This window comes from Enterococcus sp. AN402, from assembly GCF_040719405.1.
Lineage (GTDB): Bacteria > Bacillota > Bacilli > Lactobacillales > Enterococcaceae > Enterococcus > Enterococcus faecalis.
This window is the reverse complement of record NZ_JBFDTM010000004.1, coordinates 2,725,035-2,747,727: the sequence shown is the minus strand read 5'-3', so window position 1 is coordinate 2,747,727 and position 22,693 is coordinate 2,725,035. Positions and strand designations below refer to the sequence as shown.

Genomic DNA, 22,693 nt, shown 5'->3' with positions numbered 1-22,693 from the left:
TGGGGAAGCCCACTTTTTTATAGACCAATGACCGTTGCAAAGAAAGGAACTACTAAAACAGTAACTACGCCAACCACTACGACAGAAATACTAGCCATAGCAGCCTCTGTTTCGCCCATTTCCATGCCAACTGCCACACCTAGGGCATGTCCGGCCGCACCTAAAGCTAAACCTTTGGCGATTGGATTGTTAATTTTAAACCATTTCAATGCAATTCGGCCCAAGGCATAGGTTAGTACACCATTGAAGATTACAGTAAACGCCGTAATGGAAGCAATGCCACCAACAGTTTGAGAAATAGGTACGGCAATCGCTGTTGTAGCTGCTTGTGGTAAGATTGAGGCCACTAAATGATTATCCATGCCAATCACTTTTCCTGCAAAATAAACAGCCACTAGCGAACCAAAAGAACCAATTGTTAACGCCGTTAAAATTTCTAACCAATATTTTTTCAACACGTCTCTCTTTTTATATAAAGGAATCGCAAACGCTACTGTCGCAGGCTCTAGAAAGAAGCTGATATATTTGCCACCTTCATTGTATTGCTCGTAACTAATTCCTGTTACTTTTAAAACGACAACGCCTAAAATCATCGCAACGAATAATGGCGTAAATAAGAAGAAACCTTTACTTTTTTTAAACAACCAAGTACCTATGCCAAATACAGCTAATGAAATAATAATGCCAACATACGGATTCATGCGCGAACCTCTCCTTTCGCTTTCTTCGTTGCTGCGGGTTCTTTTTCTTTTCGAGCATCTTTCATATGCAATAAAAAGGCGCCCGTCCAACCAGTCGTTGCTAGTAACGCTAATGTTGCTACTAAAATAACAAAAACAATTTGAACGCCAAATTGTTGCATAATCCCTAAAGAATTAACTAAGGAAATCCCTGAAGGAACAAATAAAAATGTAATAACCGTTGATAAGCTATTACCTAGCCCTTCCACTTGCTCCAATTTAACAACTTTTGTACATAAACCAATGAACAATAACACCATGCCAATTACTGAAGCAGGCATTGGTATTGGGGAAATGAACGCCAAGCCGTTGGCGATTAACATAATAATGGCAAAAACTGCTGCTTGTTGTAAAAATGAATATACTTTCTTTTCCATGCTTCTTCGCTCCCTTTTGTCTGTTTTCTATGGGTTAAGTATATAAAGAAAACGTTTTTTTAAGGGCTTTTTTTCATGAAATGCCAGAATTTCTTCACCAAATGCAAAAATCACCACTTGAAATGCATTCGACATTTCAAGTGGTGATTTTTTAACTTAAGCCAAGTTTTTCTTTAAATTCTTTGACGTATGAACGGCTAACAGGTACTTTTGAGCCGTTGGTTAAAATTACTTGCAACGTGTTATTAAACCACGGCTGGATTTCTTGAATTTTTGTTCGATTCAAGATGAAACTTCGATGCGTTTTAATAAAGAGCGTGGCAGGTAATTTTTGTTCGATACTGTTGAGGGTCCCTGTCATCTTGTAGACCTGTTGATCCACAAAAATGCTCAGTTGCCGTTCTTCGACAGAAACGAGGTAAATATCTTCTGGCGCCACAAGATAAATGCGGTCTTCCCCTTGAATAGGTATTGCTTCAGATTTTGGTCCTTTTTCGGCAGTGTTTTCTGGGACAGCTTGACCCATTTCTTTCGATGCTTTTTCAATGACTTGTGTTATTTTTTCTTCTTCAAAAGGTTTCAAAATATAATCTTTTGCATTCACTTGAAAGGCCTTTAACGCATATTGATCATAGGCGGTTGCAAAGACCAAGTAGGGCGCTTTTTTAAGATGGGTTAATTTTTCCGCTAAATCAAACCCGCTTTCATCGGTCAAATGAATATCTAAAAATAACAAATCTGGCTTTTGATCCATCATCTCTTCCATTGCCTCCGCCACAGAATCCGCTTCTGCAACGCTCGTCACTTGCGGATGTTGGGAAACAAGATAGCTCAATTCTTCTCGTGCTAAGGGCTCATCATCAACGATTAATACGTGCATCTAATTCCTCCTGTTCCATCGGGATTTCTAAATGAACATGGCTCCCGCCTGTTTCTAAATTTTCAATTAAAAAACAACCTTCTGATCCATAAAGGTTCGCCATTCTGCGGGACAAGTTTTCCAGTGCCGTGCCGGTGCCTTTTTCCGAAGTCACTGTTGTCTTTCCTAATAGCAAGCGGCGTTCTTCAGGAATCCCTTGCCCATTGTCATACACATCCACATGTAATTTGTGTTGTTTTGCTTTGACCACTACCCGGACTTGATTGTTCTCCTTCCGGCTGCCAAATGCATGCTTGATGGTATTTTCCACTAACACCTGAATCGCATACGGCGGTACTTTTTCTGAAGCAACCGCTTCTTCCACGTCAAATGTTACTTGATAACGATTCGGAAACCGTGCTTGTTCTAATGACAAATAGGCTTTTACTTGTTCTAGTTCTTGTGAAACTGGGATCGTAGTTTGCACGGCTCCCTGCAAGTTGCCTCGAAAGTATTTACTTAATTGGAGCAATAGTTTCCGCGCTTTTTCACTGTCTTTCCGCATTAATGCGGAAATAGTATTGATGGCATTAAAGAAGAAATGCGGGTTCACTTGCGCTTGCAAGGATTTAATTTCAGCTTCTTTAAGTAATTTTGATTGTACTTCCGCTTCACCTAATTCAATTTGTGAAGAAAAAATTGTCCCAAGACCTTCTGCTAACTGTTCCTCGACATGCGTTAACTGCGCTGGATCCGTAAAGTACATTTTTAAGGTGCCAACAATTTGCTGATGGGAAAATAATGGAATCACAATCGCCGCTTGCAACGGACAATTAGGGTCCGAACAACCAACTTCTTCTTTGGCATGCGCGATGGTCATTTGGCCCGTCCGTAACACTTCCCGAGAAAGCTCCGTAATGACTTCTAGCTCTGGAATATGATGATCGCTTCCTGCGCCAACATGAGCTAAAATTTGATGACTGTTTGTCATGCTAATCGCACTGACTTTTGTATAATGCTTAATAATCTCCGCAACTTTTTTGCTGGAATTTTTATTGAGGCCTTCTCGAAAATATGGCAGTGTTTCCGCTGCTAATTCCAAAACATCGTGCGTCTGAACCGCTTTGGCCTGCTCTTCTTGTTTCAATGTCGTCGTTAGAATCGACATAAAAATAAACGTTCCTACGCTATTTAACAAAATCATCGGCAGCGCAATAAAACGAACCAACGTAGCCCCATCCGCTAGATCACCGCTGAAAAAGAAAATAAAAATCATCTGAATCATTTCCATACACGCTCCGACAATGGCAGAAAAGCCGGCAGACGGAAAAACAGTTTGCTTTGCCATGCGGCTCCCTAAAAAACCAGCAATTAAGCCAACAATTAAAGAAGCAGGCACATAAAAGAAACTATGCCCCCCGCCTTGAATAACCCGATGAAAGCCAGCAATTAAACCAACCGTACTGCCGACAATCGGACCACCCACTAATCCAGAAACGCCAATTACTAACGTACGCGTATTCGCAATGGAAGCATTGCTGCTTAAATAGGTTAGTAAATTATTGGGAACAATCTGATTCTTAGCGATTTCGATACCTGTAAAATTAGAAATAATAGCAAATAAACCAAAAATCAAAATCAACTGAACTTTTGAAGACATTTTTTCACGACTTAATAAAACACGCTTAAAATAAGGCACATTCACTAAAAGAAAGGCCAGTAAAATAATTAAGCCCACCCGTTCCATCATTAAAATAAATAATTCGACCACACCGGCACCTCCTTCCTATTAACTATACTATAAATCAAGGAAAAGAAAAAAATGAAGCTTCTCAAAAAGAGGCTTCATTTTTTCTATTCATTAAAACGCAGGAATATTGGCGCCTTTAGAATTTTTCTTGATGTATTCAGCAACTTCTTTTGTTGTCATCGCTTCTTTTAAAACCTTGATTTTTTCACTATCTTTTTCGCCTTTACGTGTCACAACTTGCAATGCGTAATGTTTACTTGCTTCTTCATCTTCTAACAAAATCGCATCTTTCGTTGTTAAACCAGCAGGTTCTAAGTAGGCTGGGTAGCAGAACACCATAGCGATGTCTTTTTCATCATAGGCTTTAGCTAAATTCAGTAAATCAATGCTTTCAAAAGTGATGTTTTTAGGATTTTCCACGACATCTGCCACCGTGCCGTTAAAGCCGACACCTTCTTTTAATTTAATCACGCCGTTTGCATTTAAAATTGCTAAAGCACGACCTTCATTGGTTGGATCGCTAGGAATCCCCACTTTGGCATTTTCAGGTAAATCTTTCGCATCTTGGTATTCTTTTGAATAGAAACCACCAGCAAAATAATAAATCGGTTGAACAGCCACTAAATCAGCTTTTTTCTCTTTGTTAAACATTTCCATGAAAGGTTGATGTTGCGCAAAATTAGCATCCGCTTCGTCATGTTGCACGGCATCGTTGTAGGCAACATTGTCGCTCACTTCCATAATGTTAATTTTGTACCCTTTTTTCTCAGCTTCTTTCTTGGCAATTTCCAAGATATCTTTTGAAGATTCCAATTGCACGGCAACGGTAATCTCCTTGTCTTCTTTCTGATCTGCTTGTTTATTTCCCCCACAGGCAGCTAAAATGACTGTTGCAATAACAGCGAATGTTGCTAAATAAAACTTCTTCATTCTTTTGTCCTCCTACTTTCTTTTGTCTAGTTTTTGGGCAATGAAGTTCCCAAGCATTTGTAAAATGAAGACCAGTGCAATCATAATCACAATGGCAACATACATAATACCGTATTCATACCGTTGATACCCGACACGAACTGCAAAATCGCCAATCCCGCCGCCACCAACAACACCCATCACCGTGGAATATGAAACCATACTCACTGTCGTGGTTGTGTAAGCAAGGACCAATCCGCTACGTGCTTCCACCAATAAAAAGTGCCAAATGTATTGGACTTTCGAGGTACCTAACGAATTAGCTAAAAAATAAATTTCTCCTGGAACATCCAACAGCACTTGTTCAACCAAGCGAGCAAAAATCGCGATCGCAACAATACTCAATGGCACAGATGAAGGAATTGGGCCAAATGCCTTTCCTAAAACAGAACGAGTAACTGGAATCAACGCAATCACAAATAATAAATAAGGAAACGAACGAATAACAGTTACAATGAAATTTAAAACCCAGTATAGCCAAGGTTGATGTCCTTTGACTTTCGGATTAGCCAAAAATAGTCCTAAGCCTAAAGGCAAGCCAACAAGCAAACAGATAGCCATCGAAATCGACATCATAATCCCTGTTTCTTTTAAACCAATCAGCATAGATGGCCAATATTCGACAAAGGTTTCTGAAAAAGTCATGGGCGCAAACTCCTTTCCACTTTTTCTAAATAGGAAAGCGGTTCTTCCTCATATTGTTGAGGATTATTCAGAAATTCGCCAATTAACTGACCTTTTTCCATCACTAAGATACGATTACATAAGCGCTTCACGGTTTCTAATTCGTGACTGACAAAGAAAATAGTCGGTCGGAATTCCTGATGCGTCTTATGTAATAGTCGAACGACACTTTCTGTATTTTCTTCATCTAATGAACTCGTTGCCTCGTCACATAATAACCATTTTGGATTACGGCTCAACGCTCGAGCAATAGAGACACGCTGTTTTTCCCCACCAGAAAGCAGAGCAGGATACGCTTCTGCCTTATGGGCCATATCAACAAACGTTAATAAACGCTCAATTTTTTCAGGCTGTTTCTCTTTTAAAAGTTTCAAAGGCAACGCAACATTATCATAAATTTTCAAATTTTCTAACAAATTGTAATGTTGAAACACCATCCCCATTTGTTGTTGCTGCTGGCGAACTTCTTTTTTAGAGAAGGTTTGAACATTTCTGCCATCAATACGAATCTCCCCTTCACTCGGTTGTTCCATTAAATTCAACAAACGTAACAACGTGGACTTGCCAGAGCCACTTTTCCCAACAATCCCAACGATTTCTCCTGGTTGGACAGAAAAGTGAATATTTTTTAACGCGTGTGTCTCTTGATAGACTTTCGACACATTCACTAACTCAATCATGATTACCTCCTAAAGGCCGACAAACAAACTATAACAACTAAAAAAACTGTATAACAATTAAAGTAATTCTGTGAAACGATTTAAAAAAACTATTACGAATTAAAAAATAACACACGTTTCGCAAAACAGCGTTATATCAGAGATGTAACTACTTACATCATCTACTAAAACAGAAAAAAAAGCAACCTTTTTATTTGTGAAAAAAACACTATCTGTTTTTTGTCTGTATTATTTTGTACAAATGAATTAAAAATTTCCTGTTTCTACAGCTATTTCCCCACGCTCCTCTAAAAAAAGACATTCTCAGAAACGAGGCATCCAAAATGGGAAAAGCGCTCGTAACGATAATGTCTCTAATAGTTTACTTTTTAAATACAACTGTTTCTTCGACAGTAATTCTTTCAGCCAATGATTGAATCACTGGACAGTTTGGGGAGACAAGCTTCAAACACCGTGTCGCCCGTGCTTGAAAGGCTTCTGGAACAGACACATAAAAGAGAATCGTCACCTGTTTTAATGGTTGTGCGCGTCTCTCTACTTCTCTTGAATACGTGACTTCTATTTTTTCAAACTCAAAGGGAATGTGCGAATTTTCCAAAACGGATTGATACACGTACCCCCCACAAGCGCCAATTGCCGAAACGAGCATTTGAACTGGCGAATATCCCTCTTCTTTTGCTAACACCCAGCGCGCTGTTTTCGTTTGTAATTCAAATTTTTCCACACCACGAATAATCGTCAAACGTTCTACCATTGCCATCTTCACTCCTTTTTACTCTTTCTTAAAAGATACTACAAAACAGCGCTAAAACAAACATTTCTAACTTCTCAACTTAGCAAGTCCTAAAAAAAACGAAATTCTCACTTGACAAACAACGCAACACCTGATATTATACTTCCGTTCAAATCGTAACCATTACGATTTAGATTTTATAAATCCAAAAAGAAAGGAAGTGCCTTATGGCTAAAAAATCAAAAATTGCTAAAGCAAAAAAACAACAAGCAATGATTGCAAAATATGCGCCTATTCGCCAAGCCTTAAAAGAAGCTGGCGATTATGAAGATCTTAGCAAATTGCCAAAAGATGCTCATCCAAGTCGCTTAAAACTCCGCGATCAAACAGATGGGCGCCCACGTGGCTACATGCGTAAATTTGGCATGTCTCGGATTCGTTTCCGTGAATTGGCTCACCAAGGCTTGATTCCTGGCGTCAAAAAAGCAAGCTGGTAACTCATTATTTCGATAAAGACAACTAGCGAGGACAGTCGCATTTGGGCTGACCTCGCAGCCCCCTTTATCTTTATACGCAATTAAAAAAATCAAATTGGAGGACGGTACTATGCGCCAAACCATTACGTTAGCTTGCGCTGAAACTGGCGAGCGCCTTTACTTAACAAGTAAAAACAAACGAAATACACCAGAAAAATTACAGCTGAAAAAATATTCACCAAAACTACGGCGCCGCGCACTTTTCACTGAAGTCAAATAACAGGAGGAAAACTTGATGGGCATTCCAATCACCATTGTTTCTGGCTTTTTAGGCGCAGGAAAAACAACCTTAATTAACCATGCGCTTGCGCAGTCACCGTTTCCTAAAGAAGAAATTATTATTATTGAAAATGAATTTGGTCAAACAGGCGTTGACCACGCATTACTTTTACAAACCACGGAACGAATTATTCAATTAAATAACGGTTGCATGTGTTGCAGCTTACGAGGAGATCTTCTTGCCTCTTTATCAGCAATCTTAGAAGTGTACCAAGAAGAACAACAAACCGTTGCCCAAGTCATTTTAGAAACAACGGGCATTGCTGATCCGCAACCAATCATTCAAACAATTTTAACGACCCCGCACATCAAAAATCATTTCTATATAGACAGTCTCTTAACGGTCGTTGATGGGCATCATTGGCAACAGCAACTTCAAGAAGCCGAAGCCATCAAACAACTGGCCTTAGCAGATCGCCTCTTTTTTTCTGTCAAGGAACCAGCAGACATCACTCAGCTACCAACGTTCCAAGAAACCCTTCGTACCATTAATCCTTTTGCTGATATTTTATCCTTTCAAGCCAACGAGCCTCTTTTGGCTAGTGACTTTTTTCAATTAAATAAGTTTACGGCGACACTTACAGAACACGAAATGACTCATTCCCCGCATGAGCACGCCCACGAGCATCATCACCATACCTTTCACTCCCTTACGTTAACGGCGTCCTCAGCCCTCAACGAACCTCTTTTCACTCGTTGGCTTGATTGGTTAATGTATACACATCAGGAAAAGTTATACCGTTTCAAAGGGATTCTCGCCTTACAGGAGCATGACTTGGCCATTGCCATGCAAGGCGTCAACCAGCAAGTGGCCTTTCAAATGACGAATCAACCCCCTCAAGAAACGACAATTGTTCTGATTGGCAAAGAATTAGAGACAAAAAAAATCCAAGAAACCTTTCAAACCCTCAACAAAATAGCTACTCCGTAAATTATTTTTTACGAAATGGAGGTCCTATATATAATGGAAAAAACTGACTTATCTAGCGCTTATCGTCGACTGAAAAGTCCCAACATCAAAACACGAAAACGCGCACTTAAAATCATTAAAGAACATAAGCGCAATAAACAAAAGAAAATTGCGTAATTCACTAAAGGAGCACACCTATGAAAAAATTTACTCTTCCCCTGTTAGCCGCCTTATCGCTAATCCTTTTCGGCGCTTGCGGCAAAACAAACACCTCTGATAAAACCGCTGACGGTAAAGAAAAACTATCCATTGTCACGACTTTTTATCCTATGTACGATTTCACTAAAAATATTGTAGGCGATGAAGGAGACGTCAAATTGTTAATCCCTGCTGGTTCTGAACCCCACGATTATGAACCATCCGCCAAAGATATGGCTACCATCCATGATGCGGATGTTTTCGTTTACCACAATGAAAATATGGAATCTTGGGTACCCAAAGCTGCTAAAGGTTGGAAAAAAGGAGCCCCGAACGTCATTAAAGGTACCGAAAACATGGTCTTACTTCCTGGCAGTGACGAAGACGGACACGACCATGACCACGAACATGGCGAAGAAGGCCACCACCATGAATTAGATCCGCATACTTGGGTTTCACCCCATCGTGCCATCCAAGAAGTTACAAACATCAAAGAACAATTAGTCAAACTTTACCCTAAAAAAGCCAAAACATTTGAAACAAACGCAGAAAAATACTTAACAAAATTAACAGCCTTAGACAAAGAGTTCCAAACAGCTTTGAAAGACGCTAAGCAAAAAAGTTTTGTTACCCAACATGCTGCATTTGGTTATCTTGCCTTAGATTACGGCTTAAAACAAGTGCCAATAGCTGGTTTAACACCTGAACAAGAGCCAACTGCAGGGCGCTTGGCAGAGTTGAAAAAATATGTCACAGACAATCAAATTCGCTATATTTATTTTGAAAAAAATGCCAACGATAAAATTGCTAAAACGTTAGCTGACGAAGCGAATGTTCAATTGGAAGTCCTAAACCCGCTAGAAAGTTTGACACAAAAACAAATGGACAATGGCGAAGATTATCTTTCTGTAATGAAAGAAAACTTAACTGCTTTGAAAAAAACAACAGATACAGCTGGGAAAGAGGTTCAGCCAGAAACCTCTGAAAAAACAGAAAAAACCGTGGCTAACGGCTATTTCAAAGACAGTGAGGTGGCTGAGAGAACACTGACAGATTACGCTGGAAATTGGCAATCCGTCTATCCTTTATTAAAAGATGGCACATTAGACCAAGTCTTCGATTACAAAGCGAAACTGAAAAAAGATAAAACACCAGCCGAATACAAAACCTACTATGATGCCGGCTATCAAACCGATGTCGACCACATCAACATCACTGATTCCACCATCGAGTTTCTGGTCGATGGCAAACCACAAAAATTCACCTATAAAGCAGCCGGTTATAAAATTTTAAACTATGCAAAAGGCAACCGTGGCGTCCGTTTCCTTTTTGAAACAGACGATGCCAATGCTGGGCGGTTTAAATACGTCCAATTTAGCGACCACAACATCGCACCAACGAAAGCCGCTCATTTCCACATCTTCTTCGGCGGCGATAGCCAAGAAAGTCTGTTCAATGAAATGGACAACTGGCCAACGTATTATCCAAGCGACTTAAGCAAACAAGAAATTGCCCAAGAAATGATTGCGCATTAAGCATTCAAAAGAGAGGAGATAGCATTAGCTAAAATGCTACCTCCTCTCTTTTTTTATTTAGTCAAGCACACCATGTTCTGCTTCAAACGTCGCTAACAACTGGCGCACTTCATCCGTTGATTTTGTATTCATTAATTGTGCTCTTAAATCACTGGCACCTGGAAAGCCTTTGACATAAATTTTGAAGAAGCGATGCAACCCAACAATGGAGCGAGGCACCAATTCCGCATATTTGTCTTGCAAATCCAATTGTAAACGTAGCAAGCCCAGCAATTCTTGTGGTGTATGTGTTTTGGGTTCTTTTTCAAAGGCATAAGGATTTTTAAAAATCCCCCGACCAATCATGATGCCATCTACACCATATTGTTCTGCTAATTCTAGGCCCTTTTGACGATCGGGAATATCCCCATTAATCGTAATTGTCGTTTGCGGTGCGACACGGTCCCGAATAGCCATAATTTGCGGAATGACCTCCCAATGGGCATCCACTTTACTCATCTCTTTTCGTGTTCGCAAATGAATGGATAGATTCGCAATGTCTTGCTCTAATAAATGCGTAATCCACGCATCCATTTCCGCCATTTCAGTAAACCCAATGCGTGTTTTGACACTAACAGGTAAGCCACCTGCTTTGGCGGCGTCAATCAATTCAGCCGCGACTTCTGGGCGCAAAATCAGCCCGCTGCCTTTTCCACGCTCAGCCACGTTAGGCACAGGACAGCCCATATTTATATCTAATCCTTGAAAGCCCATCTCCGCTACGCCGATACTCATTTCACGGAAAAATTCCGGTTTATCCCCCCAAATATGTGCCACCATCGGCTGTTCATCTTCTGTAAAAACGAGGCGCCCGCGCACACTGTCTTTCCCTTCAGGATGACAATAACTATCTGAATTAGTAAACTCTGTAAAAAACACATCTGGTGCTCCAGCTTCTTTCACGACATGACGAAAGACCACATCAGTGACGTCTTCCATCGGTGCTAAAACAAAAAAGGGCTTTGGCAATGTTGCCCAAAAATTCTTGCTCATCTTCATATACTCCGTTTCTGATTTTTTCTTTATTTTCAACGACAATTGTCGACATATTCTGGTGCGAAACATTGCTATTATACAGGGAAATGCACGAAGAATCAAAAAAGCATACTTAGAAACAAGAAAACTGTCTGAATCTGCTCGCTAGAATGAGTGATTCAGACAGTTTAATCTTTTTACGGCTTAACTACGTAAGCCACGCCCTGTTTCTACAAGGTACCAACAAATGCCATATAAAACGACAATAAATAAGATTAAAATGGTCATAGAAATACCAATTGGCACATCTTGAACCCCTAGGAAACCGTAGCGGAACCCAGAAATCATGTAAACAATCGGATTAACTTTTGAGACAGCTTGCCAAAATGGCGGCAACATGGAAATGGCATAGAAAACCCCACCCAAATAGGTTAAAGGCTGTAACACAAAGGTCGGCACAATCGATACATCATCATAGGATTGCGCAAAAATACCATTTAACAAACCAGCTAAAGAAAAGAGAATCGCTGTCATCAATAAAGTCATGATGACCATCAGCCAAGAAACAACGTGCAATGGGACGAAAAATAGAGAAATGATGGTGACTAACGCACCGACCAAAATACTACGACCAACGCCACCAATTACAAATCCCCAAATAATCACATGAGTTGGAACTGGCGCCACGAGAATTTCTTCGATATTTTTCTGGAATTTTTGTGAGAAAAAGGAAGATGAAACATTGGCGTACGAACTTGTAATGGCTGACATCATAATTAAACCTGGCACGATAAATTCCATATAAGAAAAACCGCCCATATCGCCAATTCGCCCGCCAATCATTTTCCCAAAAATCACAAAATATAAGGACGTCGTAATCACTGGCGGTACCAGTGTTTGGACCCAAATTCGTAAATAACGGTTGGTTTCCTTCACAGCTAAACTTTTTAAAGCAGTAAAATACAGACTAAACATGTTGATCCTCCCTTTGGTACGTATCCTCGGTAATCTTCAAGAAGAGCTCTTCCAAACGGTTGGACTTATTCCGCATTGACAATACTTTGATTCCTTGTTGACTTAGCTGTTCAAACAAGTGATTGACTCCTTGGTTTCGTTCTACTTCCACCGCTAACGTTAACTCGTCCTCAAATACGCTTTGATAGCCTTCAATAACTGGCGCCTGCGTATAAGGTGCTAAATCAAAAATAAACGTTTCGAATTGTAATTTTGCTAACAAGTGCTTCATGCTGGTGTTTTCAATCAATTCACCAGACTGAATAATCCCAATGTTGCGACACAACATCTCAGCTTCTTCTAAGTAATGGGTCGTCAAAATAATCGTGGTTCCCTGCGCATTTAACTCTTGTAAAAAGGCCCACATTTCACGGCGCAATTCAATATCGACACCTGCAGTTGGTTCATCTAAAATCAATAACTTCGGCTCATGCATCAGCGCGCGAGCAATCATCAAGCGACGTTTCATTCCGCCAGAAAGCATCCGAGCCCGCTCGTTCCGTTTTTCCCATAAATTGGATTGTTTTAAATACTTTTCACTCCGTTTCATGGCTTCTTTACGAGACACCCCATAATAGCCCGCTTGATTGACCACAATCTGCTGGACCGTTTCAAACGGATTGAAGTTAAACTCCTGCGGCACTAACCCAATCTGTTGCTTCGCCCGCACCATTTCCGTATCTAAATCATACCCAAAAATTTTGACTTTCCCCGAAGTCTTATTAACTAACGAGGTCACAATCCCAATCGTCGTTGATTTTCCTGCGCCATTCGGTCCCAAAAGAGCATAAAAATCGCCTTCTTCGACTGTTAAATCAATCCCCCGCAACGCTTCAACACCTGAAGCGTACACTTTGCGTAAATCTTGTATCACAAGAGCATCAGTCATTCGTAACTCTCCTTAATGTATAAATATTCATGAGTATTATTGTAACACTTCTCGATAAAAACGGGGGTTATTTTGATTAAATTTCACAGTTTTGCTTAGCTATTTTTCAACAACAAACTAGCCAACGAATAACGTGTTTATTTTGACTTGAAACTGTTTAAACAGTTTCAAGAGCGTTAAAACCCTTTCAAATCAAGGATTTAGAGTTCTCTTTTGTTGGCACAGAACTTGCTTTATATAAAAGTGAGGTGAAAAGAATGAAAAGAAAATTTTTAATTGCTAGTCACGGAAACTTAGCGAAAGGCTTCCAAAGTTCCTTGGATATTCTCGCAGACAAAGGAAAAGAGCTGGCGGTCATCAATGCCTATGTGACTCCTGAGGACTACACGCCAATTATTCAAACGTTTCTTCAGTCCCTTGGCGCAGAAGAACAAGCTATTATTTTAACAGATTTATATGGTGGTAGTGTCAATCAAAAAATTGTTCAAGAAGTCATGACGACAAAACCAGACAATGTTTTTATCATTTCCAATGCCAACTTAGCCATTGCCTTATCTCTGATTTTCTTAAAAGAAGGCGAAAAGCTAACCAAAGAAGATATTCAAGCAGCAATTGCTGAAGCACAAATTCAATTCGTTGAATTAAACCCATCAAATGAAGAAGAAAACTTTTTTTAGGAGGAAATTAAAATGATTACACAAGTACGAGTAGACGACAGATTAATTCACGGCCAAGTAGCCGTAGTTTGGACCAAAGAATTGAATGCCCCCTTATTAGTTGTAGCGAATGATGAAGCAGCCAAAAACGAAGTAATGCAAATGACGTTAAAAATGGCTGTCCCTAATGGCATGAAACTATTAATTCGCTCAGTCGATGATGCGATTGATGTCTTCAATGATCCTCGTGGTAAAGACAAACGAATTTTTGTAATTGTGAACAGTGTAGCGGATGCTACTAAAATTGCGAAAAACGTGACAGATATTGAAAGTGTGAATGTTGCCAATGCTGGCCGCTTTGATAAATCAGATCCAGCCACCAAAACAATGGTTTTCCCAAGTGTCCAATTAAACCCTGAAGAGTTAGAAGCTGCCAAAGAATTAGCCAGTTTGACTCACGTGGAAAGCTATAACCAAGTCCTGCCAACCAACTCAAAATTAAGTCTAAAACAAGCCGTCAATTAAAAGGAGGAAATGAACAATGCTTATGCATGCAACAATGGCAGCCTTAGCTGTATTTATCTGTTTTGCTGGGAACTATTTAACTGGTCAAAGTATGATGGAACGTCCCTTAGTCGTTGGATTAGTCACAGGAATTTTAATGGGCGACATGAAAACAGGGGTCTTAATGGGGGCCTCTTTGGAAGCAATTTTCTTAGGAAATGTTAATATCGGTGGTGTTATCGCAGCGGAACCTGTAACTGCGACTACTTTAGCCACAACGTTTGCAATTATTTCAAATGTCGAACAAAAAGCCGCCATGACGTTAGCCGTACCAATTGGGATGTTAGCCGCTTTCGTGGTGATGTTTTTAAAAAATGTCTTTATGAATATCTTTGCTCCTTCTCTTGACAAAGCAGCACGTGAAGGCAACCAAAAAATGGTTGTAACACTGCATTACGGAACGTGGATCATTTATTATTTAATCATCGCTTCGATTTCATTTATCGGAATTTTAGCAGGAAGCGGGCCAGTAAATCTGTTTGTTGAAAGCATTCCACAAAATTTGATGAACGGCTTAAGCGCAGCTGGCGGACTTTTACCTGCCGTTGGGTTTGCTATGTTAATGAAACTATTATGGGATAATAAATTAGCCGTCTTTTACATTTTAGGCTTTGTTTTAACCGCGTACCTACAATTACCAGCCGTTGCGGTAGCGGTCATCGGGACAGTAATTTGTGTCGTGAGTGCCCAACGGGATGTAGAATTTCGCGACATTCTAAAAAGAAAACCTGCGGCGTCTTCTGCGGTTGAAGGCAGCGCGAAAGAAATCGAAGAGGAGGACTTTTTCGCATGAAGTTAAAAGAGAATTTATCTAAAGAAGAGAAAAAAATGATGCGCTCTGTTTTCTGGCGTTCTTGGACGATGAACGCTAGCCGGACAGGAGCTACACAATACCACGCAGTGGGTGTCATGTACACTTTACTCCCAGTTATCAATCGTTTTTATAAAACCAAGGAAGAACGGGCCGAGGCATTGGTGCGTCACACCACTTGGTTCAATGCAACCATGCATATCAATAACTTCATCATGGGGCTCGTTGCTTCGATGGAAAAACAAAACAGTGAAGACGAAAACTTTGATGCTAGCTCTATTACAGCAGTTAAAGCCTCACTAATGGGGCCACTTTCAGGCATCGGTGATTCCTTCTTCTGGGGCATCTTGCGTGTCATTGCTGCCGGTATTGGGATTTCATTAGCCAGCACTGGTTCGCCATTAGGGGCGATTGTCTTCTTACTTTTATACAACGTTCCTGCGTTCCTGATTCACTATTATGCGTTGTATAGCGGCTACTCAATCGGTGAAAGTTTTATCCAAAAAATGTACGAATCAGGCGGAATGAAGATACTCACAAAAGTATCAAGTATGCTAGGCTTAATGATGATGGGCAGTATGACTGCTTCAAATGTAAAATTCAAAACGATTCTTGAAGTTTCCGTTAAAGGAAGCAAAGACGTAGTTAAAATCCAAGACTATTTGGATCAACTATTCGTCGGTATCGTACCATTAGCCGTGACGTTACTTGCTTTCTGGCTATTACGCAAAAAAGTCAATGTTAACGTGGTGATGTTTGGTATCATGTTCTTAGGCATCTTGCTAGGATTACTAGGCATCTGTTAAAATTGAAACAATAAACATTTAATTATTAAACACTTAGAGCCTGAGACAAAAATCCAAAGTGATTTTTATCTCAGGCTTAAAAGCTGATAAACGGCGGGAACAGAAGCAACCCCTGTCCCGACCTCTCTTTTGGAAGGACGATGAATCATGCGCTTGGAGACCTACCAACACTTAGTTGATATTTTAGAAACCAGCAACACCCCGATGAGCACACAAGAAATTGCCACAAAAATTCAATTAAGCCGCTCGGTAACCAGCTTATACTTAAATAAATTATTGGAAAAAGGTGAAGTCCAACAAACGGGAAAAAAACCCGTTTATTGGCAATTAACCCGTGCAACAACCCCCACGACCGATGTGTTTCGACAATACATCGGTAGCCAAGGCAGCGCCAAAAAAGCCATTGAACAATGCAAAGCCGCTATGTTGTATCCCCCATTGGGTATGCCTTTATTAATCCATGGAGCCAGTGGCGTCGGCAAAAGCTTTTTGGCAAAGCTGATTTATGAGTATCTAAAAAACGAACAAATCATTGGCCTGGAAAAATTCTACACCTTTAACTGTGCCGATTATGCCAACAATCCCGAATTACTGTCATCCATTCTCTTCGGCCATACCAAAGGCGCATTTACTGGAGCTGAATCAGAAAAGCAAGGACTCTTGGCCCAAGCCAATAATTCCGTACTCTTTTTAGATGAAGTACATCGATTATCCAACGAAAACCAAGAAAAACTCTTTCAGTTTATGGATACAGGAACCTTCCGCCCCATTGGTGAAGAAGGAAAAATGGTGCATTCCAAGGTCCGGCTACTATTTGCAACCACCGAAAACCCGAAAAAAGTCTTATTACCAACCTTTTATCGCCGAATTTCCGTAATCGTCTCACTTCCGAACTTCAAAGAGCGCCCCATTCGAGAACGGATTGCGATTTTAAAAAACTTATTCCACCGAGAAGCGAAACGAATGACCAAAGACATCAACGTGGACGAAGAAATCTTTACGGCATTATTAGAAAATGACGAACCTGGCAACGTGGGGAGTTTATCCAACAAAGTGCAGCTCCTTTGCGCGTCGCAATTACGAAAAACTTTGCCCAATCAACCTGTCGTCATTGGCGATGCGACTCAACCAATGATTGCGATTCCTTTAGACAAAGAAGTGTTAGAAGAAGACACACTTTCTTCCGATATTTTCGCAACATTTGAAGCCTTGTTTACAAAAGAAAAAACACTGGCCCACTTAAAAACTGAACTGACACAATTCATTAAATATTGTTTAGACGATGAAATAACCTTGGAAAATGATTATTTTTTACAAAACCTAGTCACGGAAGTCCAAACCAAAAACAAACTAATTATTAACCAACCTGAGCAAACTGAAAAACCGATGAAAGATGTTGCCAAATTGCTGAAAATTTTACCGCCAACATTTAACGAAACAGTGCTCCTTCCAGTCCAAACACAGTTAAAAGAACACTATCCGCGAACGGTTTCCCTCGTGAAAAACTTAGTCAGTCCGCTGCCAGAAGAATACCGTTTCTTGACAGAGGTACTCTTATCTGTATTACTTAGCGGAGAAATTTCTGAAACGATTCCTTACCAAGCGCTCCTCGTGGCGCATGGTGAATCGACTGCCACAAGTATTCAAGCCGTTGCCAACAAATTATGTGGTACCTATATTTTCGATGCGATTAACATGCCCTTAACCTCTTCCGTCCGAGATATCGTCGCCGAAGTTAAAGACTGGCTTTCTCAGCGGGACACATCACAAGGCGTCATTATGCTCGTCGATATGGGTTCCCTGACACAACTTTATAAAAGTTTGAAACCGCAAATTCTTGGAGAACTTTTGGTGATCAATAACCTGACCACTGCCTATGCGTTGGAAATTGGTCATCAATTAATGAACGAACAACTTTTCTATGGTATTGCTAAAACCGCTGAAAAAAAATTTAAAACCGATGTACAGTACTTTGAAGGCTTTTCAGTGGAAAAAAATATCATTGTCTCTAGTATTTCAGGTCTGGATATTGCCAAGCAAATCAAACAAATCTGTCAAAAATACCTGTATACTGACATTAAAGTCATTACCCTAAAATACAAAGATTTGGTAAACACGTTAGACATTGCCAACGCCGAAGAAAATTATTTAAAAGAAACCTCGCTCATTTTGACGACGTCCTACTTAGACAATCATACGAATGTTGCTAGCGTGAATCTCTTAGACATGTTAGACGAAGATGCAGGAACCCAGTTGATGGAACCTTTCCAAAACTTGATGCATCCCAATAACATTGATAGCATGATTAACGAATTTGTTCACTTCTTCTCGAAAGAAGGCTTGTCAGAAAAACTAGAATTTCTAAATCCTGACGTCATTATTAAACAAGTCGAAAACGTTACAAAAAACATTGAAAAACGTTTCGACCTCACACTCAGCGGCAAAATGAAATTTAACTTAATGATGCACAACGCGCTCATGGTAGAGCGAACCATGCTCGGCGTTGAAGACTATGAAATCCCTGCTAACCTCGAGGAACTAACCATTAACCAAAAACCATTTTTCCAAAATGCTAAAAACATTTTCTATACTCTAGAACAGTTTTATCGAATAGAGATTTCCAACTGGGAACTCTATGTGATTTATGAAATTTTGTCTTCTCGGTGAGGGTTATAGGGAGAGTTGCTTTTGTTCAGATGATTATTTTAAGATATAGCTAGTGGGCCATAAGTCATTTCGACTTATGGCCCACTTTTTTTAGTTTGTGTTGAAACACTTTCTATCAACAGAAAGTGTTTCAATAAATATTTCGTTTAGGCAGCGCCATTTCCTGTAGTGTAAACGAACAGGACAGTGAACAGGATGGATACGCCAACCATTATTAATTTTTTCGTTTTGTTGGGGTCCTCTTGAAGTAGCCATTTAATCAACAGACTGCCTCTAATCCGTTGACTTGCCTTCTCTTTTTCAGTCGCTGACTTTGTATAACGCCAACCATAAAAGTGCCAACGAAGTAAATTGGCGTACCAAGCCCGATAGTTTTTAGATAGAAAACCACCACAGATAAACAACGCTCCTAATAAAATATCTAAATACAACCAAACAACAAATGTTAACGGAATATCGATTAATGAATAATTCTTCACTTCAATCACTTGATCTTTCAAACCAAATTGATGAATAATCCGTTCTTGGTATTCAGAATCCGTCTCCGCTTCTTCTTTTCCCCCAACAACTTTTATGGCTGACTCGACGCCCATACCTTTTATAAAAGCTTGTTTGGAATGACAATACTTACATTCCACCACTTGATCAGCGGTATCGTACCATTTAAACGCATTCGCCCCACAACTTTGACAAACCACACTACTCATTTTTTGCCTCCGATATTTGTTATTTTTTATGGTTATGTTTCATTACTTAATGATACCATTTATTGGAGAATTCGGCTTATTTCTGAAGAAGTTGCTTTTGTTCAGCTGAGTATTTTAAGACATAGCTAGTAGACCATAAGTCGAAACGACTTATGGCCTACTAGATTTATATAACATCTTTATTTCTAATTAATTCACTTTTTTTTCCGCCCAATCTGCTGAATATTGTTTTCCTGCGACTAGGTCATACTGAATCAATTCATAATCATGAAGCAACTCTTTTTGTTCCTTCGTAAGATCTTTTTCTTCTGTCGTTTTATTTTGATCACTAGCAAATACTTTTTTACCATTCTGAACGTTTTGACTACCAGAATTAGGGTCAATTGTTGTAGCTGGTAAATTATTTGTCACTGCTGTTAACAAGGCATAAAATGGTGTCACTTTAATATTAGCTTGCTCGAGCGCCAATGAAGAAAACATATACGGAGATACTAATGAATAATTTGGCAGTTTTCTTTGTTGTTGTGCATATTTATTGTTATATACGAAATAATCTGTTTCTCGATACAACAAAGGATACTTCGCTAAATCTTGTTCCTTATAGATACCTGGTAAATGATCTCCATACCAAACAATTGTAATTGGTTTTTCAATTTTATCAATTTCTTCAATAAATTTCTGCGTTGCTTGATCTGTATAATTTAAACCTTGAAGATAGGTCTTCATTTGATTTCTATTGCTTTCTGAGACACCAGCCCCCTCGAAATCAAATGTGTCTTCTTTGTAGTAATTGTTATACGGCATATGATTTTGCATTGTAGATAGTTGGATAAACTGAGTCTTACCTTCCGTTGCATTTATCGCATCAACTGTTTCTTGATAGGCTGCTTCATCTGAAATATAAGGATTCGCTTCAATCTTTTGTGTATAATTCAATCCATCTGGACTTCCAATATAATGAAATTTATCAAACCCAAACTTTTCAAATACATTTAAACGACTGTAAGTATTTGCAGAAAATGGATGAATTGCCACAGCTTCATCAAATAAATTTAAAAAAGTAGGCGTCTTTTTTTGCTTGTTCACTAACTGAGTGTAAGGCACAGGCAAGGTAGCCCCCAAGTTACTTAAATCCATCCCTGTCAACGATTGCCACTCCATGTTTGCTGTACCTCCACCATAACCTGAGGAAAGCATTAAACCCGATGTTGTTTCTTTAGATAACTGTGTAATAAACGGAAATGGATTATTGTTCAAGGTTATATCCTTCAATCGAGACGGATCACTGAAGCTTTCGCTAAGAGTAAAAATAACCGTTTGCTCTTTTTGCCAATCCTGACGCTCTGAATTTATTTTTTTAGCCTCTGCATCATACTTTGCCATAATTTTTTTAATGTTCTCTTGTGAGTATCCAGAGGGTTCCTCCATAATTTTCACATCAATATTACTTAAAAATTGGATGACTGGACCATTAATCTGTGTCCCACGTCTTTGATTATAAAATTGACTATCAATACGGAAAAGCTTAAACACCAAATTAGGCAGCGAGTTCTGATGGTTAACGAAAAAGACCCCTGAAAAAAACACTAAAATTGAGACAATTCCTAATACTCGTTTTTTTATGTTTACTTTTAGATGATAGGTTCTTTCCAAACGTTTTTGTAGAATCCAAGAATAAATTCCTACTAAAACTAAACCAATGACGCTAACAATAAGAATGACAGGATTTAGCATATCTAAAATTTCACTAATACTGTTTAAAAAAGCTAAATCTGCCGGTAAAATGGGTTCAAGTCTATATTTAATTTTCAAAACTGTCGCGATAGTTAAAACAAGATTTATCACTAAGGTAAACGCAAATGCATACCAAAATCTATTAATCAATAAAATAACTAACATTAAGAATGCCATGATTACTATTACGTTTAAGACAACTGGTGCCTGTCTGTAGATAACAACGGTAAAAATAGAACGAAGTGCTGCATCCTTTGATCCATAATCTGCAATTAATAACATCTGCATAATCGTGAATAAGTAGAAAAATAGCGCACTATAAAATAATCTGCGGTAAGCACAGACCCAGTTCCATAGCTTATTTAATTTCAATTTTAGTTGTGAAAAATTTTCTACTCTTAAATTCTGCTCAATTTTACGATATAGCGGAATTTTTTGTAAAAGTAATACAACACAGCTAGAAAGAAGTGCTACTATCAAATAAGCAATAGTTAAATAGATAATTTGTTTTGCCCAAACAGTACCAGATTTCACCTCTGTTTGAACAAATTTCTCAGAAACTAGACGTGTAACAATTGGCCAATTTACTAAGATTTGTACAACTAATAAACTTGTAGATAGCACATTAAAATTTAAACGCAATAAGGAAAATCGTTTATTTACATTTTCTAAAAATATAAATAAAGAGATTGAATAATACACGGAAAAAAGAGACCAAGGAACATTGAATCGAGTAGCAGTACTTGTTCCTTTGTTTAAAAATAGAGAGATTTGTGTCATTAGTAAGACTAAGCTTGCTAATATTACTATTCCAAAAGCCACTTGAATAAATTTCAAATGGTAACGAGGAAGAAATTTAAACCGATAAATGGTGTAGCCAACTAAGTAAAAATAAATTAAAAGTAAAATGCTATTGCCGCTAGCCATTCCCCAAATATCTTTTCCAAAAAAAGTTGGTAAAGCGATTAAAAAGAATGTTAGTAGTGACATGGTCCATTTGATTTGTTCGTTCTTTAACCGATCTAAATACTCGTATAAATAAGGGCTTAATAAAAACAAAAGCAAGTAAGCCGTAGCAAATGGAAAAATATTTTGACTAATTGGAAAGAGTATCGTCCAATAATCACGTATATTTAATGAAAAAGAAGCCAAAGACAAATTTAAAACGAATGTTCCAAAAACATATAATAAATAAAAATTTGCAAATTTAGCTAGCGGCTTGGTTCCTACTGATTTTTTTCCGTGGTACCCCATATATAAAGCCAATAAATTCCCACCAACTGCAACTAATCCTAATGCTACTGAATAAAGATAAAAACGCGTACCATTTTGGTCATATTGTGGAATCGCTGTACCCGAAAATAATACACGTTGAACAATTATAAAAATACATGCCATAATTGGTGTAACTATTGGGTATTTTTTTAATTCTATCATATTTTCACCTATCTTTAATTTAAAAAAACCGTCCAAAATGGACGGTTTATAATTTTAGTTTCCTCATTTGGAAAGTGTCTTTCAAAATGATAATTGAGTGGCACTCGATTTCCAAGGAAATCTCCGTCCCATACTGTATTCGTA

At 38.9% G+C, this 22,693-nt stretch carries 23 protein-coding genes; 10 read left to right on the top strand and 13 right to left on the bottom strand.

The features are described 5' to 3' along the window. Window positions 1–17: 17 nt before the first annotated feature. The 8 genes from lrgB to AB1I62_RS14715 form a co-directional block, all read right to left on the bottom strand. Window positions 18–701, bottom strand: coding sequence for an antiholin-like protein LrgB (lrgB, locus tag AB1I62_RS14750; RefSeq protein ID WP_002354830.1), 684 nt, complete (start codon window positions 699–701; stop codon window positions 18–20). Further along, complete coding sequence (gene lrgA, locus AB1I62_RS14745; protein WP_002354829.1) at window positions 698–1,117, bottom strand: antiholin-like murein hydrolase modulator LrgA; 420 nt, start codon at window positions 1,115–1,117, stop codon at window positions 698–700. The genes lrgB and lrgA overlap by 4 nt, the downstream gene beginning before the upstream one ends. Before the next feature lie 151 nt (window positions 1,118–1,268). Next, window positions 1,269–1,997: a LytTR family transcriptional regulator DNA-binding domain-containing protein gene (locus AB1I62_RS14740; RefSeq protein ID WP_002367483.1), complete on the bottom strand. Its 729-nt coding sequence runs from the start codon at window positions 1,995–1,997 to the stop codon at window positions 1,269–1,271. After that, complete coding sequence (locus AB1I62_RS14735) at window positions 1,978–3,747, bottom strand: sensor histidine kinase (RefSeq protein WP_002367484.1); 1,770 nt, start codon at window positions 3,745–3,747, stop codon at window positions 1,978–1,980. Before AB1I62_RS14735 ends, AB1I62_RS14740 begins: the two co-directional genes overlap by 20 nt. Window positions 3,748–3,837: 90 nt before the next feature. Continuing rightward, window positions 3,838–4,656: a MetQ/NlpA family ABC transporter substrate-binding protein gene (locus AB1I62_RS14730; protein ID WP_002354826.1), complete on the bottom strand. Its 819-nt coding sequence runs from the start codon at window positions 4,654–4,656 to the stop codon at window positions 3,838–3,840. Between the two features lie 12 nt (window positions 4,657–4,668). Continuing rightward, on the bottom strand, window positions 4,669–5,340 hold the full coding sequence (locus tag AB1I62_RS14725; RefSeq protein WP_010778019.1) for a methionine ABC transporter permease: 672 nt from the start codon (window positions 5,338–5,340) through the stop codon (window positions 4,669–4,671). After that, window positions 5,337–6,059 carry an ATP-binding cassette domain-containing protein gene (locus AB1I62_RS14720; protein ID WP_010778020.1) on the bottom strand — a complete coding sequence of 241 codons (723 nt, stop codon included), beginning with the start codon at window positions 6,057–6,059 and terminating at the stop codon, window positions 5,337–5,339. The genes AB1I62_RS14725 and AB1I62_RS14720 overlap by 4 nt, the downstream gene beginning before the upstream one ends. Window positions 6,060–6,420: 361 nt before the next feature. Next, on the bottom strand, window positions 6,421–6,819 hold the full coding sequence (locus tag AB1I62_RS14715; protein WP_002394733.1) for an OsmC family protein: 399 nt from the start codon (window positions 6,817–6,819) through the stop codon (window positions 6,421–6,423). Between the two features lie 200 nt (window positions 6,820–7,019). On the opposite strand from AB1I62_RS14715, the gene rpsN reads away from it, so the two are divergent. The 5 genes from rpsN to AB1I62_RS14690 all read left to right on the top strand — a co-directional run bounded on the left by rpsN (window position 7,020) and on the right by AB1I62_RS14690 (window position 10,250). Beyond that, complete coding sequence (rpsN, locus tag AB1I62_RS14710) at window positions 7,020–7,289, top strand: 30S ribosomal protein S14 (protein ID WP_367019378.1); 270 nt, start codon at window positions 7,020–7,022, stop codon at window positions 7,287–7,289. Window positions 7,290–7,398: 109 nt separating this feature from the next. Beyond that, window positions 7,399–7,548: a 50S ribosomal protein L33 gene (rpmG, locus tag AB1I62_RS14705; RefSeq protein ID WP_002354818.1), complete on the top strand. Its 150-nt coding sequence runs from the start codon at window positions 7,399–7,401 to the stop codon at window positions 7,546–7,548. Window positions 7,549–7,563: 15 nt separating this feature from the next. Beyond that, window positions 7,564–8,538, top strand: coding sequence for a GTP-binding protein (locus AB1I62_RS14700; RefSeq protein ID WP_016616438.1), 975 nt, complete (start codon window positions 7,564–7,566; stop codon window positions 8,536–8,538). A 33-nt stretch (window positions 8,539–8,571) separates the two neighbouring features. Continuing rightward, the gene (locus AB1I62_RS14695; RefSeq protein ID WP_002383181.1) at window positions 8,572–8,694 is read left to right on the top strand and encodes a putative metal homeostasis protein; all 123 of its coding nucleotides are present in this window, start codon (window positions 8,572–8,574) and stop codon (window positions 8,692–8,694) included. 20 nt (window positions 8,695–8,714) lie between these two features. Further along, complete coding sequence (locus AB1I62_RS14690) at window positions 8,715–10,250, top strand: zinc ABC transporter substrate-binding protein AdcA (protein ID WP_016616437.1); 1,536 nt, start codon at window positions 8,715–8,717, stop codon at window positions 10,248–10,250. A gap of 57 nt (window positions 10,251–10,307) precedes the next feature. Here the strand turns inward: AB1I62_RS14690 and AB1I62_RS14685 are convergent, their stop codons facing one another. The 3 genes from AB1I62_RS14685 to AB1I62_RS14675 form a co-directional block, all read right to left on the bottom strand. Then, window positions 10,308–11,282, bottom strand: coding sequence for a tRNA-dihydrouridine synthase (locus AB1I62_RS14685; RefSeq protein WP_010710860.1), 975 nt, complete (start codon window positions 11,280–11,282; stop codon window positions 10,308–10,310). Between the two features lie 186 nt (window positions 11,283–11,468). Then, a complete protein-coding gene (locus tag AB1I62_RS14680; RefSeq protein WP_002354811.1) occupies window positions 11,469–12,239 on the bottom strand; it encodes an ABC transporter permease in 771 nt (256 codons plus the stop codon). Beyond that, entirely contained in the window at window positions 12,232–13,167 is a 936-nt protein-coding gene (locus AB1I62_RS14675) for an ABC transporter ATP-binding protein (RefSeq protein ID WP_002354809.1), read from the bottom strand. Before AB1I62_RS14675 ends, AB1I62_RS14680 begins: the two co-directional genes overlap by 8 nt. Before the next feature lie 257 nt (window positions 13,168–13,424). On the opposite strand from AB1I62_RS14675, the gene AB1I62_RS14670 reads away from it, so the two are divergent. From AB1I62_RS14670 to AB1I62_RS14650, 5 genes are all read left to right on the top strand, one after another. Beyond that, window positions 13,425–13,844, top strand: a complete 420-nt coding sequence (locus tag AB1I62_RS14670; RefSeq protein WP_002354802.1) for a PTS sugar transporter subunit IIA — start codon at window positions 13,425–13,427, stop codon at window positions 13,842–13,844. 12 nt (window positions 13,845–13,856) lie between these two features. After that, the gene (locus AB1I62_RS14665) at window positions 13,857–14,348 is read left to right on the top strand and encodes a PTS sugar transporter subunit IIB (protein ID WP_002354800.1); all 492 of its coding nucleotides are present in this window, start codon (window positions 13,857–13,859) and stop codon (window positions 14,346–14,348) included. 16 nt (window positions 14,349–14,364) lie between these two features. Then, window positions 14,365–15,180: a PTS mannose/fructose/sorbose/N-acetylgalactosamine transporter subunit IIC gene (locus AB1I62_RS14660; protein ID WP_002365419.1), complete on the top strand. Its 816-nt coding sequence runs from the start codon at window positions 14,365–14,367 to the stop codon at window positions 15,178–15,180. Beyond that, window positions 15,177–16,004, top strand: a complete 828-nt coding sequence (locus AB1I62_RS14655; RefSeq protein WP_002354796.1) for a PTS system mannose/fructose/sorbose family transporter subunit IID — start codon at window positions 15,177–15,179, stop codon at window positions 16,002–16,004. The genes AB1I62_RS14660 and AB1I62_RS14655 overlap by 4 nt, the downstream gene beginning before the upstream one ends. A gap of 147 nt (window positions 16,005–16,151) precedes the next feature. Beyond that, window positions 16,152–18,671 (top strand): sigma 54-interacting transcriptional regulator, encoded by a 2,520-nt coding sequence (locus tag AB1I62_RS14650; protein WP_002396798.1) that lies wholly within the window; start codon window positions 16,152–16,154, stop codon window positions 18,669–18,671. Window positions 18,672–18,817: 146 nt separating this feature from the next. Here the strand turns inward: AB1I62_RS14650 and AB1I62_RS14645 are convergent, their stop codons facing one another. Continuing rightward, window positions 18,818–19,378, bottom strand: a complete 561-nt coding sequence (locus AB1I62_RS14645; RefSeq protein ID WP_367019377.1) for a hypothetical protein — start codon at window positions 19,376–19,378, stop codon at window positions 18,818–18,820. Window positions 19,379–19,567: 189 nt separating this feature from the next. Next, the gene (locus tag AB1I62_RS14640) at window positions 19,568–22,585 is read right to left on the bottom strand and encodes an alkaline phosphatase family protein (protein WP_082153233.1); all 3,018 of its coding nucleotides are present in this window, start codon (window positions 22,583–22,585) and stop codon (window positions 19,568–19,570) included. Window positions 22,586–22,693: the final 108 nt, after the last annotated feature.

What these genes read in the sequence shown, in the direction of transcription:
- AB1I62_RS14675 (WP_002354809.1), bottom strand. Translation starts at nt 13,167, where the DNA reads ATGACTGATGCTCTTGTGATACAAGATTTACGCAAAGTGTACGCTTCA.
- rpmG (WP_002354818.1), top strand. Translation starts at nt 7,399, where the DNA reads ATGCGCCAAACCATTACGTTAGCTTGCGCTGAAACTGGCGAGCGCCTT.
- AB1I62_RS14700 (WP_016616438.1), top strand. Translation starts at nt 7,564, where the DNA reads ATGGGCATTCCAATCACCATTGTTTCTGGCTTTTTAGGCGCAGGAAAA.
- lrgA (WP_002354829.1), bottom strand. Translation starts at nt 1,117, where the DNA reads ATGGAAAAGAAAGTATATTCATTTTTACAACAAGCAGCAGTTTTTGCC.
- AB1I62_RS14660 (WP_002365419.1), top strand. Translation starts at nt 14,365, where the DNA reads ATGCTTATGCATGCAACAATGGCAGCCTTAGCTGTATTTATCTGTTTT.
- AB1I62_RS14720 (WP_010778020.1), bottom strand. Translation starts at nt 6,059, where the DNA reads ATGATTGAGTTAGTGAATGTGTCGAAAGTCTATCAAGAGACACACGCG.
- lrgB (WP_002354830.1), bottom strand. Translation starts at nt 701, where the DNA reads ATGAATCCGTATGTTGGCATTATTATTTCATTAGCTGTATTTGGCATA.
- AB1I62_RS14715 (WP_002394733.1), bottom strand. Translation starts at nt 6,819, where the DNA reads ATGGCAATGGTAGAACGTTTGACGATTATTCGTGGTGTGGAAAAATTT.
- AB1I62_RS14725 (WP_010778019.1), bottom strand. Translation starts at nt 5,340, where the DNA reads ATGACTTTTTCAGAAACCTTTGTCGAATATTGGCCATCTATGCTGATT.
- AB1I62_RS14685 (WP_010710860.1), bottom strand. Translation starts at nt 11,282, where the DNA reads ATGAGCAAGAATTTTTGGGCAACATTGCCAAAGCCCTTTTTTGTTTTA.
- AB1I62_RS14680 (WP_002354811.1), bottom strand. Translation starts at nt 12,239, where the DNA reads ATGTTTAGTCTGTATTTTACTGCTTTAAAAAGTTTAGCTGTGAAGGAA.
- AB1I62_RS14690 (WP_016616437.1), top strand. Translation starts at nt 8,715, where the DNA reads ATGAAAAAATTTACTCTTCCCCTGTTAGCCGCCTTATCGCTAATCCTT.
- AB1I62_RS14665 (WP_002354800.1), top strand. Translation starts at nt 13,857, where the DNA reads ATGATTACACAAGTACGAGTAGACGACAGATTAATTCACGGCCAAGTA.
- AB1I62_RS14695 (WP_002383181.1), top strand. Translation starts at nt 8,572, where the DNA reads ATGGAAAAAACTGACTTATCTAGCGCTTATCGTCGACTGAAAAGTCCC.
- AB1I62_RS14645 (WP_367019377.1), bottom strand. Translation starts at nt 19,378, where the DNA reads ATGAGTAGTGTGGTTTGTCAAAGTTGTGGGGCGAATGCGTTTAAATGG.
- rpsN (WP_367019378.1), top strand. Translation starts at nt 7,020, where the DNA reads ATGGCTAAAAAATCAAAAATTGCTAAAGCAAAAAAACAACAAGCAATG.
- AB1I62_RS14655 (WP_002354796.1), top strand. Translation starts at nt 15,177, where the DNA reads ATGAAGTTAAAAGAGAATTTATCTAAAGAAGAGAAAAAAATGATGCGC.
- AB1I62_RS14740 (WP_002367483.1), bottom strand. Translation starts at nt 1,997, where the DNA reads ATGCACGTATTAATCGTTGATGATGAGCCCTTAGCACGAGAAGAATTG.
- AB1I62_RS14730 (WP_002354826.1), bottom strand. Translation starts at nt 4,656, where the DNA reads ATGAAGAAGTTTTATTTAGCAACATTCGCTGTTATTGCAACAGTCATT.
- AB1I62_RS14650 (WP_002396798.1), top strand. Translation starts at nt 16,152, where the DNA reads ATGCGCTTGGAGACCTACCAACACTTAGTTGATATTTTAGAAACCAGC.
- AB1I62_RS14670 (WP_002354802.1), top strand. Translation starts at nt 13,425, where the DNA reads ATGAAAAGAAAATTTTTAATTGCTAGTCACGGAAACTTAGCGAAAGGC.